At 31.3% G+C, this 16,782-nt stretch carries 13 protein-coding genes; 8 read left to right on the forward strand and 5 right to left on the reverse strand.

Annotated features, from left to right (window positions below; genetic code table 11):
• Positions 1-179: 179 nt before the first annotated feature.
• The 4 genes from MRU_RS05180 to aksF form a co-directional block, all read right to left on the reverse strand.
• Positions 180-914: a DUF4013 domain-containing protein gene (locus tag MRU_RS05180; RefSeq protein ID WP_012955831.1), complete on the reverse strand. Its 735-nt coding sequence runs from the start codon at positions 912-914 to the stop codon at positions 180-182.
• Positions 915-1,172: 258 nt separating this feature from the next.
• A complete protein-coding gene (locus tag MRU_RS05185; RefSeq protein ID WP_012955832.1) occupies positions 1,173-1,916 on the reverse strand; it encodes an SDR family NAD(P)-dependent oxidoreductase in 744 nt (247 codons plus the stop codon).
• Between the two features lie 397 nt (positions 1,917-2,313).
• Complete coding sequence (locus MRU_RS05190; RefSeq protein WP_012955833.1) at positions 2,314-3,798, reverse strand: class I adenylate-forming enzyme family protein; 1,485 nt, start codon at positions 3,796-3,798, stop codon at positions 2,314-2,316.
• A gap of 217 nt (positions 3,799-4,015) precedes the next feature.
• Positions 4,016-5,014, reverse strand: coding sequence for a homoisocitrate dehydrogenase (gene aksF / locus MRU_RS05195; RefSeq protein WP_012955834.1), 999 nt, complete (start codon positions 5,012-5,014; stop codon positions 4,016-4,018).
• A gap of 1,119 nt (positions 5,015-6,133) precedes the next feature.
• Between aksF and MRU_RS05200 the strand changes: the two genes are divergently transcribed.
• Positions 6,134-6,601 (forward strand): HEAT repeat domain-containing protein, encoded by a 468-nt coding sequence (locus MRU_RS05200; RefSeq protein ID WP_012955835.1) that lies wholly within the window; start codon positions 6,134-6,136, stop codon positions 6,599-6,601.
• Positions 6,602-8,101: 1,500 nt separating this feature from the next.
• Positions 8,102-8,464 carry a hypothetical protein gene (locus MRU_RS05205; protein WP_012955836.1) on the forward strand — a complete coding sequence of 121 codons (363 nt, stop codon included), beginning with the start codon at positions 8,102-8,104 and terminating at the stop codon, positions 8,462-8,464.
• Positions 8,465-8,575: 111 nt separating this feature from the next.
• Here the strand turns inward: MRU_RS05205 and MRU_RS05210 are convergent, their stop codons facing one another.
• Positions 8,576-9,367: an alpha/beta fold hydrolase gene (locus MRU_RS05210; protein WP_012955837.1), complete on the reverse strand. Its 792-nt coding sequence runs from the start codon at positions 9,365-9,367 to the stop codon at positions 8,576-8,578.
• Between the two features lie 292 nt (positions 9,368-9,659).
• Here MRU_RS05210 and nikR point away from each other — a divergent pair, with 292 nt between their 5' ends.
• From nikR to MRU_RS05240, 6 genes are all read left to right on the forward strand, one after another.
• On the forward strand, positions 9,660-10,157 hold the full coding sequence (nikR, locus tag MRU_RS05215; protein ID WP_048812429.1) for a nickel-responsive transcriptional regulator NikR: 498 nt from the start codon (positions 9,660-9,662) through the stop codon (positions 10,155-10,157).
• 180 nt (positions 10,158-10,337) lie between these two features.
• Entirely contained in the window at positions 10,338-11,273 is a 936-nt protein-coding gene (locus MRU_RS05220; RefSeq protein ID WP_012955839.1) for a methyltransferase domain-containing protein, read from the forward strand.
• Between the two features lie 59 nt (positions 11,274-11,332).
• Entirely contained in the window at positions 11,333-11,857 is a 525-nt protein-coding gene (hycI, locus tag MRU_RS05225; protein WP_012955840.1) for a hydrogenase maturation peptidase HycI, read from the forward strand.
• 252 nt (positions 11,858-12,109) lie between these two features.
• Positions 12,110-13,249, forward strand: coding sequence for an ATP-grasp domain-containing protein (locus MRU_RS05230; RefSeq protein WP_012955841.1), 1,140 nt, complete (start codon positions 12,110-12,112; stop codon positions 13,247-13,249).
• A 476-nt stretch (positions 13,250-13,725) separates the two neighbouring features.
• Positions 13,726-14,799: a glycosyltransferase family 4 protein gene (locus MRU_RS05235; protein ID WP_012955842.1), complete on the forward strand. Its 1,074-nt coding sequence runs from the start codon at positions 13,726-13,728 to the stop codon at positions 14,797-14,799.
• A 261-nt stretch (positions 14,800-15,060) separates the two neighbouring features.
• Positions 15,061-16,680 carry a Mur ligase family protein gene (locus MRU_RS05240; RefSeq protein WP_012955843.1) on the forward strand — a complete coding sequence of 540 codons (1,620 nt, stop codon included), beginning with the start codon at positions 15,061-15,063 and terminating at the stop codon, positions 16,678-16,680.
• Positions 16,681-16,782 lie beyond the last annotated feature (102 nt).

Genomic DNA, 16,782 nt, shown 5'->3' on the forward strand with positions numbered 1-16,782 from the left:
TCATTATCTTTTTTTAAGTTTTATTTTATTATTTATTTTTATTATATAGAGTTATATATGCTTATTTTAGCATATTATCTATATATTGTTCTTTTTTTTAATTTAAATTAATTTTCTATTTTATAAGTCAAAATTCATTATATTTCTCATTCTCTTGAATTCCAATGCTTTTAATTTTATTAGAATGCAAATTTTTCCAAATCTTCATCTGAAGATAAGATTCTTCTTAAATTTAATGAGATCAATCTTTTGGTGGACATTAGGGCTATTGGTGCCAAGAAGAATGCAATTATACATAAAACCAGCTCTATTGAAGTGAACATGCCCTTAACTAAATTGATGAATGTGGAAATTGTTAATGTTTGAGATATCATGGCACATATGACGATGGATATCATGTCCCAAAATCCAATCTTCTTAATGATTGCAATGATTTCCTTTAAATAGAATGCCTTAATAAACTTTCCATGGTGGAAATACCTGTTCAAGAGACCTCCAACCATCAAGAGATAAGTTCCTCCCCCTAAAACAAATAGTATTATGGCTATTGGAATATTATTTGCGCTTAATTGGGTTTTTCCAACACTAATGAATATGACCATTATATGGACATAAATGATGATGATAATGATTTTTTTAAAACCTTCCCATATCAGTTTTGGTATGGGCCTTAGTTTTGGAGGAATATTCTCTCCCTTCAATCCGCTATAAACGATTTTTGAACCGTATCCTGTTTGCAAAAAAAGTATTAAGAGTGCACCTATAAAAACAACTGTCTGCTGTGGGTCCTCTGGAAAAGGCAATTTCCTTCCTAAAGAAGCAATTAATAGAAGAAAGCCAATTACAATAATATTTTTCCAATCTCTGAATGGATACTTTAAAGCTTCTATGATGCTTTCAAATACTTTTCTCATTTTATTTTCCTATTAATTAGTTTCAATTTAAAAAATAGATTTTGCTTATTTTATTATTTAATTTAAATATTTATAAAATTTACTCAATTAGACTTATTTAATAATTTTAATTGGCGAAATAAAAATTAAAATTTTTAAAATTAGTTTTTGGAATTTTCAGTAGGTTGTTTTTTTTTGTAAGGTGTTTTTGTAAGGTGTTGATTAACTAAATAATCTTTAAAAAAAAGTAAAAAAAATAAAAAAGAGGTGAAATTAAGATTATATCTCGAATCCACCGTCACATTTAATAATTTGACCATCTAGGAAAGTACATTCGTCACTTGCAAGGAATAATGCAAGCTCTGCAATGTCTTGACCTTCACCGCATCTTTTGACTGGGCATTGGTCAATCATGTTTTGCAATGCTCCAGGGCCTCCAATGCTGTCTACCATTGCAGTGTGGATAAGACCTGGTGCAATACCGTTACATCTGATTTCAGGACCTAATTCCCATGCCATTGATCTGGTAAGTCCCATCATGGCGTGTTTGCTGTCTACGTATGCTGCGAATCCATGGTGAGCTCCAAAGGATGCTACTGAACAGGTGTTTACAATTGTTCCTTTTCCTTTTTCCTTCATTACAGGTACGCAAAGTTGAGTGAGGACCAATGCAGAGGTTACGTTAACATTGAATACCTTGTTCCATTCCTCAAGGGTAAGGTCCATCAATGGGGACATGCTTAATACACCTGCATTGTTGAATAGAATGTCAATGGTGCCGTATTCATCCATGGTTGCCTCATAGATTTTTGGTACCTCGTCAAGGTTTGCCATGTCGACGATTACATATATTGCTTCTCCGCCAGCTGCCTTGATGTCATCTACAACAGCTGCTGCTCTTTCTTCGTTTCTTCCGCAGACAACTACTTTAGCTCCTTCCTTAGCGAATAGTTTTGCAGATTCTCTACCCATACCGGAGGTTGCTCCGGTAATGATTGCTACTTTACCATCTAGTTTTCCCATTTTTTCTCACCTTTTAAATTAAACCAGATTCTTATAAAAGAATGTGATTTCTATTTAATAGTTTGTTTTATAAAATATTTAAATATTTTTAAATTTTCTTGGTGTTTATTCAGTATATTTTGTTTTTAAAGGTTTATTATACTTAAAATGGTTAAATAATTTATATTTTTGTTCAAAATATTTAAAAAAAGATAAAAAATATGGCATTAATTTATTAAAATAATGTTCAGTGTTTAATGGATGGTGATATCTGGTATAATTTATATGGTTTCTAAATGCTAATTTGGGGTTTTATGGTGTTTGATTATAAAAAAAGTAAAAAAGAAGAATTATTATTCTTCTTTTTTGAATTCTATAAGTTTTTTCTTCTTTTTGTGAATTCTTTATTTTATTCTTCTTATTGTGAAAACATCTCTCTAAGTTCCCTTCTTAAAAGCTTCCAACCATTTACTCTTGGAAGCTCATCCATAGTGAATATCTTTCTTGGAACCTTATATCTTGCAAGATATTCCCTTGAATATTCAAGCAGTCCCTCTGGATCTTCATCTTCTTTCCATACAACTGCAGCCACTGGAAGCTCTCCCCTATGAATATCATTTATGCTGAATATGGCAATCTCATCTACCTTAGGATATTTTATAAGGGTTTCCTCAACTTCTGTAGGATAGATTTTCCATCCGCTCATTACAATCATGTCTTTCTTTCTGTCTGTAATGAAAAGACGATTGTCCTCATCGATATAACCTATATCCCCTGTGAGGAACCATCCGTCTTCAAGGAATGATTCCTTTGTTTCCTTTTCCATTCCCCAATAGCCCTTGGCTATTGCAGGTCCTCTAAGCGCTATCTCTCCATGCTCATATTTATCTAATGTTTTGTTTGGATCATCCTCATCCACTATCTTTAGCTCTGAAAAGCAAACAGGATGTCCTACGCTTTCGTATCTGTCTGCTGTAGCATAGTCCTCAGGTCTTATTACAGTGCCTGTTCCTATGACTATTGATTCGGAAAGCCCATAAGCATTTATGATTGGGATATTATATTGTCCCATGAACTTTTTCCAGATCTTTCTATGAAGTGGGCCTCCTCCGCTTATTATCTCTCTGACTGTGGATAGGTTTTCTCTTTTTTCCTCTTCAAGGTTTGTCAAGGTGTGAATTACAGGAGGCATTCCAGAGAGAACGCTTACCTTCTCCTCTTCACATAATCTTAAGTATTCGTTTATCTCAAAGAAGTCCATTGTTATGCATAATGCTCCGGCTCTCAGTGCAGCTATTGCCCAAAGAATACCTACATGAGCCATAGGATAGATGCATAGGAATGTGTCATCTTCCTTATATGTCAATACGTCACAGGCATTGTGGATTGCTGTAAACCAGTTTCCATGGGTTAGCATTGAGCCTTTAGGCTTGCCTGTTGTTCCGGAGGTATATTGGAGTTGGCATAGGTCGTCCCATTCTGTTTCCTCTGCAGGTAAGACCTCGCTATCTTTAAAGCTCTCACAGTCCTCTATGATGTATGAGTTGATTTTTAGGTCTTTTATGGTTTCTCTTGCTTCATCATCTGTTATAATCAGCTTTGCATCGGAATCACTAATCATATAGTCTAATTCGGCAGAGGTAAGTATTCTGTTGGTAGGGATTGCAATTGCACCTATTCTCCATATTGCAAGAAGTGAGAATAAGTATTCTGGAGAGTTGTTTAAATAGATGAGCACTCTGTCTCCTTTTTCTATATTTTTATCCTTTAATGATTGTCCTATTCCTGATACTATTGTTAAAAGTTCTTTTGAATTGTATCTTAGCTCTCTATTTGGATAATAAAAGACTTCCTTCTCTAGTCTGCATGCATTAGCATCTAAAAATGTGGTTATATTTAACATATTTAGCCTCTATCTTTATTTTTAATTATTTTTTTGGGTTTTTTTTACTTATTAAGAATAATTTTAATTTTCATTATTTTTTGGTTTTTTTTTTTTTTTTTACTTATGAAGAATTATTTTTAATGTCTTTTAGCTTTCCTCATTAATTTTAATAGTATTTTATAATATCTGCGAGTATTTTTATTATTGATTTTATGTGTTTTCATAATCTTTTACCTTAGTCTAATTTCTCTATTTCTTTTATGACTTCATTTGCCACATCCATTGTCTTAGCATTTCCACCTAGGTCTGGTGTCAAGACTTTTCCCTTTTCTAGGACATTTTCACAGGCTGTTTTTACTTTACTTGCCAAATAATCCTCATTCAGGTATTCAAGCATCATTGAAACTGACAGAATCATAGCAATAGGGTTTGATATATTATTTCCTGCAATGTCTGGAGCAGATCCGTGCACCGGCTCAAAGAGCCCATGCTTGTCTCCAATGTTTCCTGATGGGGCAAGTCCCAATCCTCCTACAAGACCTGCTGAAGCGTCAGATAGGATGTCTCCAAAGAGATTGCTTGTTACAATCACATCAAACTCCTGTGGCTTTGTTAAAAGATACATTGCAGTTGCATCCACGTAATAGTCGATTGTTTTTATTTGTGGATAGTCCTTTGCCACATTGTAGAATGAGTCTTTAAATACGCCGTCTGTTTTCTTTAGCACATTTGACTTATGCACGCAAGTTACTGATTCCTTATTCAGTTTGATTGCCTCTTGAAATGCAAGCCTTGAGATTCTTTCGCTCGCCTTTCTTGTAATCACCCTATGGGCTATTGCCTTATCCTCTTCCAATCTTTCCTTTCCAGAGTATAATCCTTCAGTATTTTCCCTAACAATGAGAAAGTCCAAATCATCAAAGAGGCAGTCCACTCCCTTGAATGATTTTATTGGTCTTAAGTTGGCATATGTATCCAATTCCTGCCTTAAGGTGATAATCGGGCTTTTCTCTCCAGGTGTTGAAGTGATTGCTCCAAATAGGGTTGCCTTTGCATTTCTTGCAATCCTTATGGTCTCCTCAGGTATGGTTGTTCCGTTCTTATCAAAACATTCTCGACCTGCTTCAGCTTCTACGAAGTCGATGTTTAGGTCTAATGATTCGAGAACAGCCACTCCTGCCTCTGTCACTTCCTTGCCTATGCCGTCTCCATCAATTCTTGCAATTTTTATCATAAATCATAATCCCTAATTTTTTTAATATATTATATTATGATTTTATAAGTTTTAATCTTTTTTAATTTTAATCATCAATGTATATTTTTGTACATTTTTTTTTCATTTTGTAAACATTGCTTGGTTTTATTCTAAAGGAATCTTTTTATTTTGAATTTTTAACTTAAAAATATTCTTGTTCCTCTTATAAAGATTTCTGTTTAAATTTTATTAATTGGATATCTTCACTTGACATAAGTTGATTTTGTATGATTATTGAGTATATATTGTTCATTTTTTTATTCTTGCAGCAGTTTTATCATTCTTAGTTCCAGGATTAGGTCAAGCATATGCTGGTGATATTAAGAAAGGTATAATATTTTTCATAGTATTCTTAGTAATCATTGGATTATACGTGTACTTCTTGAATAAATACTTGCCTTTCAATATTATTGAATTGATTTTCGGTATTTACGCTGCTTACGATGGATATCAAATGGCAAAAGCTTAGAAATCTTTTTTCGAATGCTTTTATTATTATAAACTAATTTTTATTAATTTCTTTTTAATTTATTTTTACTATATTTTAATATTTTTTTTAAAGGATATTTTCATTTATTTCTTTTAGAAGATTTCATTTTTTCTTGAATCATTTTTTTACTATTCTTAATTACTTTTTTAGTTTAATTAAGTTCATTAAACCGAAGTTTTACGAAACCCATATGCAGTGAGCAAGAATTTAAGAGTTCTCCGTGAGCATGATTAGGCCTACGTCATAAATCCAACTTATTCCATGCCTAGACTGATAGGCTCAGTGAAAAGGGTCGGATATATGCTTCAGCTATTGTAGAAAACAAGAGTTTTTCAACAAAACACTGTTTCTTATGGCTATATGTAGATTTCATGGTTTTACTAGGATTTTCAAGTTTTTAAAAAAACATAATTTTAAATATTAGTTCGCATATATTAAAATTAACGATTATATTATTTTGACAATTGCAAAAATTTTAAAATTTTTGTTATGTTGACTCAGAATAAGAATAATAATAAAATATATCCAAATATGGATTAGATATATAGAATATCTAATAAAATATTTGAAAGATTCTTTTTAATAGTTATTATTAGGAGGGTAATAGTATGGAAAAATCTATTGATGAATTGATTTTGGATTTAAAGGATGAGGATGACTTTGTTCGTGAAGAGGCAATTGGCTCACTTGAACTTAAAGGGGAAGAGGCAGTATGCCCTCTCATTGAAGCTTTAGGCCAAAGAAATAAGGATATTAAAATAGGTGCCGCTCAGGTATTGGCAGCTATCGGGGATAAAAGAGCCATTCCAGCACTTGTGGCCACTTTGGGTGACAGAAACAAGTTGGTAAGAAGAGAAGCATCTACTGCACTTACCACCATGGGTGATGAAGCTATCGAACCTGTAATTGCAGAGCTTGACAATCCTAAATGGAGAGTAAGAGGTGCTGCATGCTGGGTCCTTGGTGCATTGGATGCTAAGGAAGCTCTTCCAAAGCTTGAAGAGCTATTGAATGATGAAAGCTCTTTTGTGCAATACGGTGCAAAGGATGCTATTAATAGAATAAATAATGGATAATTTTATTTATTCTTCTTTTTTATTATATTTTTCTTCTTTTTTTTTAAATAAATAATTATTCTTTTTTTTTAACGCTTTTTAGACTTTTTTCGAGATTCTTTTTGTGCTGTTTTTAAGATTTGGTGATAGTTTTCTTTTTAATGATGGGGCTATGCTTTTCTATAGACCGGTCTTTAGATGGTAATATAAAAAAAATAATATCTGATTATAGTAAGAAACTTGTTTAATTGTATTAAAAGGGTTTCAAAATAAAATATTTGATGATAAAAAAAAAGGGTTTAATCATTATGTTAATTTTTATAAAAAAAGAGATTTAAAATAATTTTAAAACTTAAAGTAAGGATTCAAAAAGAACTCTTAACTTTAAATTTTCCAACATCCTAGGAGCTAATGAAATAACTCTAAGTAATGTTATATTTTTAGACTATATAATATTAACTGATTTAATAAATAATTTTTCATTTATGAAAGGGGTTCAAAGATTATTATTTGGCTTTAAAAAGAGTTTAATACATTTTTATTAAAAAAGAGATTTAAAATAAGTTTAAAACTTAAAGTAAGGATTCAAAATGAATCCTTGGCTTTAAATTTTCTATCATCCTAGGAGTTAATGAAATAACTCTATGTAATATTATATGTTTAAAGTATATAATATTAACTGTTGAAGAAAAAACTACCCTATAAAAAATATAAAAACAATTATTTTTTTTAGTTCAACAACTGAATACATTTTATTTCATTAATAAAATGAAGATTTTGAGGATTTCTAAAGAGTATTTTAGAATCTTTTCAGAGTTGTCTTTCAAGAATTCTAATGAATCTTTTAGAAGATCATTGTTTATATTTTTCATTTTTTTCCTCCATTTTCGGATGATAGATATTTTTTTGTAGCAGGAAAAAACTTCAATTAATAATTTATTTTTATCATTAATAAATATAATGGTTTTTTTGAGATAAATATTGATTTAAAAGTGTTAAATTGATTTAATAATGTTAAATTGATATCATTTCGTAAAATTGACTTCATTTGGTAAATTTTACTTGAAAGTGTAAAATTGATGTCATATCGTAAAATTGGTATTAAGATATGAAATTGATTTTAGGGTGAAATCTTTAATGTCCGTTGAGGAATCATTAAAAGAAATGTAAAATGGGGTTTATTTTTATCCTATAAAAAAGTGGCAAATATTCTCACTTTTAAAAAAAATATTACTTTATGTTATGGCTAAATCGTATGGTATTGTAAAATGAGGGTCTTGATTTAAATGTGTGAAAAATCTATAAGTTTATAAAATATCATGTACAAAATATTAGTAAAATCAAAATCAAAATCAAAAATCGAAAGAATAGAAAAATTTTTTAAATCCATTATTTTTGTTTTAATTAATTAATAAGGTTTATATTTATGATAACAATTACAGTAAAAGAAGAGGAAGTCTTAAAATCAAAATAAAACAGCATGGCCAAGAGAGAATAGATGCCTCAGTCATTAAGGATGAGTTGGGCCTTTATGAGCACGACTTGAATGATCTCTTAAAAAGCCTTGAGGATAAGGGTCTTGTCCATTATGAAGGTTCCTATGTTCAGTTAAGGGATTTTGAAGGGGTAATAAATACTGTGGATTCAAAAGAGGATGTTCTTACAGCTGAACTGAATCAGAAGGAGAAAAAGTCCTTTGAAATAATCAAGTCCTTGGCAGATGAGAACAATTTGGTTTCAAGGTATGAGATAGAGGGCAATCTATTGTATGGTGATTTGAAGCTTACAGACTTTAGGATGTATCATATTATTCTGTCTTTGGAAAATAAGGGACTTATTGAAGCTGTCTATAAGCATAATGGGGACTATTATAAGATTTTATAGTCCAATATCTTATTTTTTTATTTTCTTTTATTATTTTATTTTTCTTTATTTTTTTATAACTAATTTCTTCTATCTATTTATAGATTTATTATTTTTTTTATTCAAAACTATTTATTCTATTTTTAACATAAATTCATTAATTATATCCAAGATTCTGCTTATATTTTTCCCAATAAGGACATTATGCTTGGTGTCTTCAAGAATTATCATTTCAGAATTATCAATATTATCATATATTTTCCTTTGAAGCTCCAGATCTGTCAGCTCATCATCAGCACCTGCAATCACAATTGTCGGAGCATCTATTGTATTTAGTTTGTCAGTTATGGAAAAGCTATATCCTGCCTTGATTCCTGCTTTTATTCCTTCAATGTTTGCAGTCTTTGCTCCTTCCTTTTTAACGTATTCCAATTCTACCTCATGCTTTTTTAGGACATCTTCAGGTAGCGTGTAAGGTAGAATTACATCAAAGAACTCTTCAAATCCCTGCTCTATTGCTTCTTCAAAGCTGTCAAATATCTCATTCAAATGGTCTGAAAACTCAGAGAAGCTTGACATTATTATAAGTCCATCAACCATCTTCGGATGATTTATTGCAAAGTCCAATGCCACATTTCCTCCTAATGATAGGCCAATCAGTACTGCTTTTTCTATATTCAAATAATTCAATAAATAATAAAGGTCCTTTTGGTATAAGTCGATGGTTATCTCTTTCCTATCATCACCAGACTCTCCGTGAGCCCTCAAGTCAAATGACAATGTTTGGTAATCTCCCTTTAGGCTCTCCTGGAGGGGCCTCCAATAGTTCAGGCTGTCTGAGAGTCCATGGATGAACACTATTGTTCGGCCTTCTCCTTCAAGATTATAGTTTAAAATTATGTTATTAACTTTTGCCTTATCCATAAAAATCATTTATTTTTCTTTTTTCAATTAACTTTATAATCTTCCTTGTTTTTATAATTAATTATTTTTTCATTGTCCTTATCTCTTTTTATTATAAAAGCAATTGAAAATTAATGAAATATTTTATCATCTAAATTTTTCAAAAAAATATCTTATTACTCATTCAATTTAACTTGGAAATTTAGTAATATTTATATTGTATAAAGTAATAATATAAACATAAGAATAATAATTTTTATGTAACGATTATTAAAATTTTAAATATTTTGATTTGTAGTTTTAGGTGTTTATTATGATGAGAATTAGTATGTCTTTACCAAAAAAGCTATTGGCTGAGTTTGATGAAGTTTTAAAGGATAGAGGTTATCAATCCCGTTCAAAAGGTATTCGTGACGCTTTAAGCGATTATATTTTAAGGTATCCATGGATGAATGAAATGGAAGGTAACAGGGTAGGAGTTATTACTGTTATCTATGATCATCATTTTACAGGAGTCATGGAAAACCTTGCAGACATTCAACATGACTGCATGGAAGAGATCAATGCAAGCATGCATATTCACATGACCCATAAGTACTGTATGGAAGTAATTGTCGTAAACGGTAATGTGACTCATATCAGAGAATTGGCAGAGAGAATGATGAGGCTTAAAGGGGTAGAGCATGTAAAGCTTACAAGTACTGCAAATGGTGAGTCTCTAGACCGTGAGCCAGGTCTTGAACACTCTCACTCACATTCACATTCTCATTTAATTTTTTTTTTAAAGAATTTCTTTTTTTTATTTTCTTAAATTAAATTTTATTTAGCTTTAAAATTTAATTTAAATTCTTTTTTTATTATTTTATTATATTATTATTTTTATTAGTTCTGTATAGTTAGTTATTTTTTCTAAGATTGATAGATTGATTGTTTTTTTTTAATTTGGAATTTATTTTTGGATTTTTAGGTTTTTTAATATGAAATTTAATGGTTGATTCTTATCACTTTAAGCTTTTTAAGAGATTATGAGCGTCTTGCCGTATTTAAGGAAGCAATTGATGAATTTGCTATTTCTAATTTAGATAAGGATTTGGATTGTTCAAATTCAAATGGCGATATAAATTCAGATGACGATAAAAAGTTAGATTGCTCTCTTGCATACGATTTAGGATGTGGAAGCGGAGTTTTAAGCTATTTAGCATCTGATTATTTTGATAAGATAATATCAATTGAGCAAAACAGGTCCATTTTCAAATGTGCAAATAAAAATTTAAAGTCATTTGACAATATTGAGGCTATAAATCAAAATGTTTTGGATTTTGACTTTGAAAACTATCCCAAGGCAGACTTAATCATCTGTGAGATGCTGGACACTGCCCTAATCGATGAAGAGGAAGTTCCTATCCTAAACCATTCAAAGAAATATCTAAAGGAAAATGGAAAAATAATTCCTCAAGGGATAATAAACTCAGCAGAACCTGTTTTCATGAATATTGATTATCTCCAGTATGAGGATGATGAATATCAGCCAATCTATGAGATTTTAGGAAAATCAGTTATTTATAGTGAGTTTGAATTCCTGGATGACATTGATGAGGACTTCTCTTGTATAATCGAATTTGAAATAGATGATAAATATTCAGATAAAAAAACAGATGCATCATTTGAAGTAGATGATAGATGTTCAGATAAAACCGATTATTTTAATAAGAGTAATGATAAAATAAAAGTAAATGGAATTAAACTGACAAGCTTTACCAAACTGAATGAAAATATCATCTGTGGACCTACTCCTATGTTAAATCCAGCTATGCTTGTTCCATTTGAAGAGATAGAGGTAAATAATGGGGATAAAATTAGAATAAGGCTATCCTATGTGATGGGTGGCGGAGTAGAGACCATAAAAACAGAAGTTTTAGATGTTTAATTTAAAGTTAGGATAAAAAGATCGTTGTTAATGGATTCTAAATTATTTTATGTGATATTATGTTAAATCTTGATGAAATCAGTGAGAATATTGATTTGTTTTTAGAGGACTGCAGCTCTCTTATTGTATTGGGGATAGGCAATGACATAAGGGGAGATGACGGTTTAGGCCCTTATATAATCAACCAACTGACTGATTTGAAAGAGAATCTATCTTTAAAGGAACCACAATCCTTAGAAAATGTCCATTTGCTTAATGGAGGCTCTGTTCCTGAAAACTTTACAGGGCTTATCAAAAGGATTGATCCATCTCATATCATAATAATTGATGCCACTTTAATGAATGAAGAGCCAGGATTTATTAAAATTGTTAATAAAGAAGACATTTCCAATGTAAGCATATCAACCCATTCCATGTCCCTTTCCTATCTTGTAAAGTACCTTGAAATTGAAATCGACTTTAAGCTAATTTTTATAGGAATTCAGCCTAAGGATATGGATTTGACCTTTGAATTGACTGATACAATTAAGAATTCTTCAGATACCCTTGTTGATTTGCTATTTTCCAAGTTTTTAAAGATTTAATATAAATTTTTATCTATTTTTATAATTAGTTTCTTAAAAGGATTATTTAAATTACTTTTTTTTAAGGATGAAAACTATATTCCATGTGATGATTTATAACTAATCATTGATAGTGACTTTAAGAAAAATGATGAAGTTGAAATTATAGATTAAAAAAAGTTTAAATCATAGATTAAAAATATATTAAATTGTAAATATTATTTAATCAATGAATTGCTTTTTAAAAAATTAATTTATAAATGGTCGTATTTTATGAAAGTTTTATTTATCGGATCAAGATTATATGATGACTTGGCTTATCATGTGGATGAGCTGGGCATAGAAAGCATAATAACAGAATCAAATGAAGAGGCTCCTCATTTGGACCTTGCAAGCAAATACTATATAGTCCCAAGAGGAATGGATAAGCCAATGGAAGTGGCTATTGAAGAGAAGGTCGATGCAATAATACCTCTTATTGGCATAGACCCTCCATTAAAGGACTTGGCTATTATGAAGGAAAAAATAGAAAAGGAAAATAATATTCCAGTGATTTCATCTAATTTCAATGCTGTGGACATCGCTTCCGATAAGATAAAGACCAAGGAGTTCTTTAAGTCAATCGGATTGAATGTGCCAGAGGCAAAGGTTCTAAATAAGGATGACTTCTCCAATGAGGGGGAGTTCTTGGAAAAATTAGGATTCCAATTCCCAATAGTCCTAAAGCAGGGAGAAGGACAAGGCGGAAAGGACATTTGCATAACAAGCCAGTTTGAAGATGTTTTACAATACTTTGAAAGCTTCAATCAGGCTTTGGTGGAAAACTTCATTGAAGGGGCTGAGGTCTCCATTGAAGTAATCGGATGGAATGGTGAATATTTGCCTTTGGTTCCGGTATATAAGGGAGATACTAGTTTAGAAGGCATACATCCGATAAAGAGGTTAAGATATGGTCCTTGTGACTTTGAGGCAATTGACAATGAAGAGTTCAGGCAATTGGCTAAAAAGATAGCAGTCAATTTAGGCTCTGAAGGAACAATCGATATGGATTTAATCTATTCAAGGGAAGAGAACAAGGTCTATGCAATTGAAATAAACACACGTCCAAGCGGCACAAGGTATTTATCCTATGCAACTACTGGACTTAGCCCATTAGGTCTTCTTGTTGACATTGCAGCTGGAAACTTTGATGTTAAAGATTTGGAAAATAAAATAAAGCATTATTATTCATTGGAAATACCTATAGGTGATTATGAAGGTCCTGCACCTAATGAACCTGTTAAGGAGTATGTAAATGGCAATTTCATTGTTCACGGCCCAAAAGGGTATCAAAGAATTACTATAAGAGGAAATACTCGTGAAGAAACCTATGAAATTGCTAAAGAGTTAACTGGCAATGATTACAGGTCTTAATCATTGCTTCTTTTATATTTTTTAATCTTTTCATTCATTTCTTTCATGATTTGTTCCATTTTTTTTTAATGAATAATTTAAATTTTCATATTTCTCTTTTTTTCACTAAATTTTTCATTTTATTTCTTAATAAACTAAAAAAATTTTTATTCTTCTTTTTTTTAGAAAATAAGCAAAAATTCTATCTATTTTTATCATGATATTATAATGTTAATATCATTTTTTCCATGATAATATCATTGTAATGTCAAATTATAAATAATATAAAAGTTATATCTTATAATAATATAAGAATATATAATCGATATTTAATAATTAATTATTCTTATGAAAAGTCCTTAAAAAACAATTAAAGGATGAATTATTTGATTTTTTTAAAATAATCTTTTTAAAATTACTTAATTTTGTTGTCGATTTATTGAAGTGGATTATTCATTTAAATGGATTATTTGCTCATTACTCTAAAGTGTGATAAAATGGATTTGAATTATATAATTGTATTGTTTGTTCTAACATTTCTTGCTACCGTAGCCTTCACTTACTTTGTAAGACATACTCTACGTGATGCAGATGTTTCAGATAGCCCTATTGTCAGTGAACATAGACATAAAGCAGGAACTCCCACCATGGGAGGAATAGCTTTCCTATTTGCCATTCTATTCATAGTGTCTATCTATTACAGAAATACAAATATTCTCATAGCCTCATTTATCATGCTCACAGGAGGTGTAATGGGTCTTCTTGATGATCTATTAGGTCTTAAGATAAAGGAATATCAAAAGGTCGTAAAGAATGTAAGCGATTCAGTTGTTCCTATAGGATTATTGGACCTTGGCCCTGGAGAAGAGGCAAGGGTAACCACCGACAAGGCTAAAAAACAGGTATATGGATATGTTGATGAAGGAAAATTGGAAATTGTTGCTGAAATTCCAATCAAGTATGAGCCAAGCGAAAAGACCAAGATCATCGTTCAGCTATTGCCTGGACTGTTTTTGGCATTGACTGGGGTTGTAACAACCCTTGGGGGATTCACTTTAGGCATTTTGGCTTATCCTATTTGCATAATCGCTATTCTTGGTTCAATCAATTCAATAAATCTCATTGATGGAATGGATGGATTGGCTGCCGGCATCGTTGCAATTGCATCATTCTCATGCTGCATTTATGCTTATATCTGTGGAAATATGGATATGATTCCTGCATTTGCAATTTTAACTGGAATATGTCTTGGATTTTTGGTCTTCAACAGATACCCTGCAAGCATATTCATGGGAGACACAGGCTCCTTTGTATTAGGTACAGGATATGCAGTTGCTGTCATCTTAGGGGACATTCCTTACTTTGGAGTATTGGCTTTGGCTGTTCCGATTGTATCAGTAATAATAAGCCTGATGCATAGGGCACATATAATAAATCTCCCTGTAGAGCCTTTGCATCACACCTTGAACTATAAGGGAATCTCTGAAGTCAAGATAGTCTTAAGCTATTGGCTATTGACCGTCCTTGTCTGTGCAATCGGCATACTTGCAAAGCTTTATATCTTTGCATAATTCTTTAATTTCTTTATTTTAAAAATTTAAATTAAGTTTTTTCTTTAATTTATTTATATTAAAAAATTTACTTAGTTTTTTTTAATTTATTTATTTTAAAAAATTAATTTAGTTTTATTTCTTTAATTTGTTTATTTTAAAAATTTAAATAATTTTTATTTATTTGTCGTTATTTTTCATTTTCATTAATTTAAGAACTTTATATTTAAAAATTAATTTATTTCTATCTATTTTCTATCAAAATCAGTTTCCGTGATTAATATGTCAAAAACATACTTTTTAAATGAATTAGCAGATTCAATATCCTCTCAAAAGACCTTTTCAATCGCTCAACTTGCAGATGCCATTGGAGGCAAGATTTATGGAGCAGATGACTACAAGTCTCCAAATGGATTTACAGGCATCTTTGAAACCTTAAACGAAGCTGTAGAAGGAGATATTGTAATTAGGCATTGGATAAACGGAAAAGGTGTTGAAATAGCTAATGATAAAAACGTTGCATGCATTATAACCCTAACTCCAAAGGAAGATGCCTTGGAAATGGCTTCAAAGCTCGCCTTTCCAGTTATTGTAGTGGATAGGATTGAATTTGCAAATGCATTTGCATTGAAATGGACAATTGATAACCTTTCCCCTAATACTCAAAGGGTAGTTATAAGTGGGACAAATGGAAAATCAACCAGTTCCCATTTGATTTATCACATTTTAAACCATTGCGGATATAATGTATTTACAAATACTGATGCAAAATCAGAATTCAATACACTAATCGACCCAATGGTTGCAAAGCTAATCTCAGAGCAGGTGATATCAAAGCAGGACTTTGATGTTCGCAAGTTGGACTCTGTAGCAGACCTAAAGAACCTGGATAGCGAAGGAAAGCCAATAAATAAAGGCGCCTTTGACTATATTGTTGTTGAAGTCTCAGAGGTTCAGGGCTGGGGAAGCGACCTTATGAAAGATCATGCCCAAATAATGTCTTCAGCAATCAATCCGGATGTAGGGGTTGTCACAAATGTTGCAATGGACCATATCGGCCTTGTAAACAATATAGAAGAGGTGTTCCATGAAACTTCAGGGCTTGTAAAGGCTATAAACAAAGGAGGAGTGGTCTTAAACTACGACGATGAGAATGTCCTGGCAATGAAGGATCTTGCAAATGATGGAGTAGACATATTCTTCACTTCAATGGAAAAGGATTCAATCCTAAATAATGATTATGACAATGATAAGAAGGTTTATTTTGATAGAAAAAGCAATGCAATAGTTTATGATAATAAAAATATCCTTAGATATGATGAGTTGCCCTTTACAGGAGAGCATTTTATCAGAAATATTCTATCTGCAATTTCAGCTTGTATATCTCTTGAGATTCCAATTGAAGACATCTGCGAAGGGGTAAAAACATATAATCCTTTAAGCAGAAGGTTTACACGTCTTTATGATGAGCCAATTGTTATTGATGACTTTGCACATAACCCCGACGGAATAAAAAATACCGTAAGGGCAGCATATGACTTGGCAGAGCAATTTGACAAGGGAGATTTATACATTGCATGTGCAATCAGAGGCTCTAGGGGTGAAACCTTAAATGGCCTTAATTCAGAGGCATTGGCTTTAGTCATTAAGGAATTGCGCCATAGAAATGATGATGATATAGAAAAAGACGAAAATGTCAAGAAAAGGGAAATATACCTAATCCTTTCTTCAAGCTGTGACTTGGTAGACCATCTAAACTATGTTGAAGACTTTGAGAGGGGATATATTTCCTTCTCTAATTTGGATAAGGAGCACATAAAATACATTCATTTCAATAAGCTCTACGGCGCTTTAGGATATATTATGAAAAAATGCATATGGAAGATGATGTTGTATTGCTGATTGGAGCACAGGGAATGGACCCTGCAGAAGATGTATTAAAGGATATTTTAGGTTATTAAAAAGTATTATAGAGTTTAAAGTTAAATTTTAATCTTCTTTCAT

Source organism: Methanobrevibacter ruminantium M1, assembly GCF_000024185.1.
GTDB lineage: Archaea > Methanobacteriota > Methanobacteria > Methanobacteriales > Methanobacteriaceae > Methanobrevibacter > Methanobrevibacter ruminantium.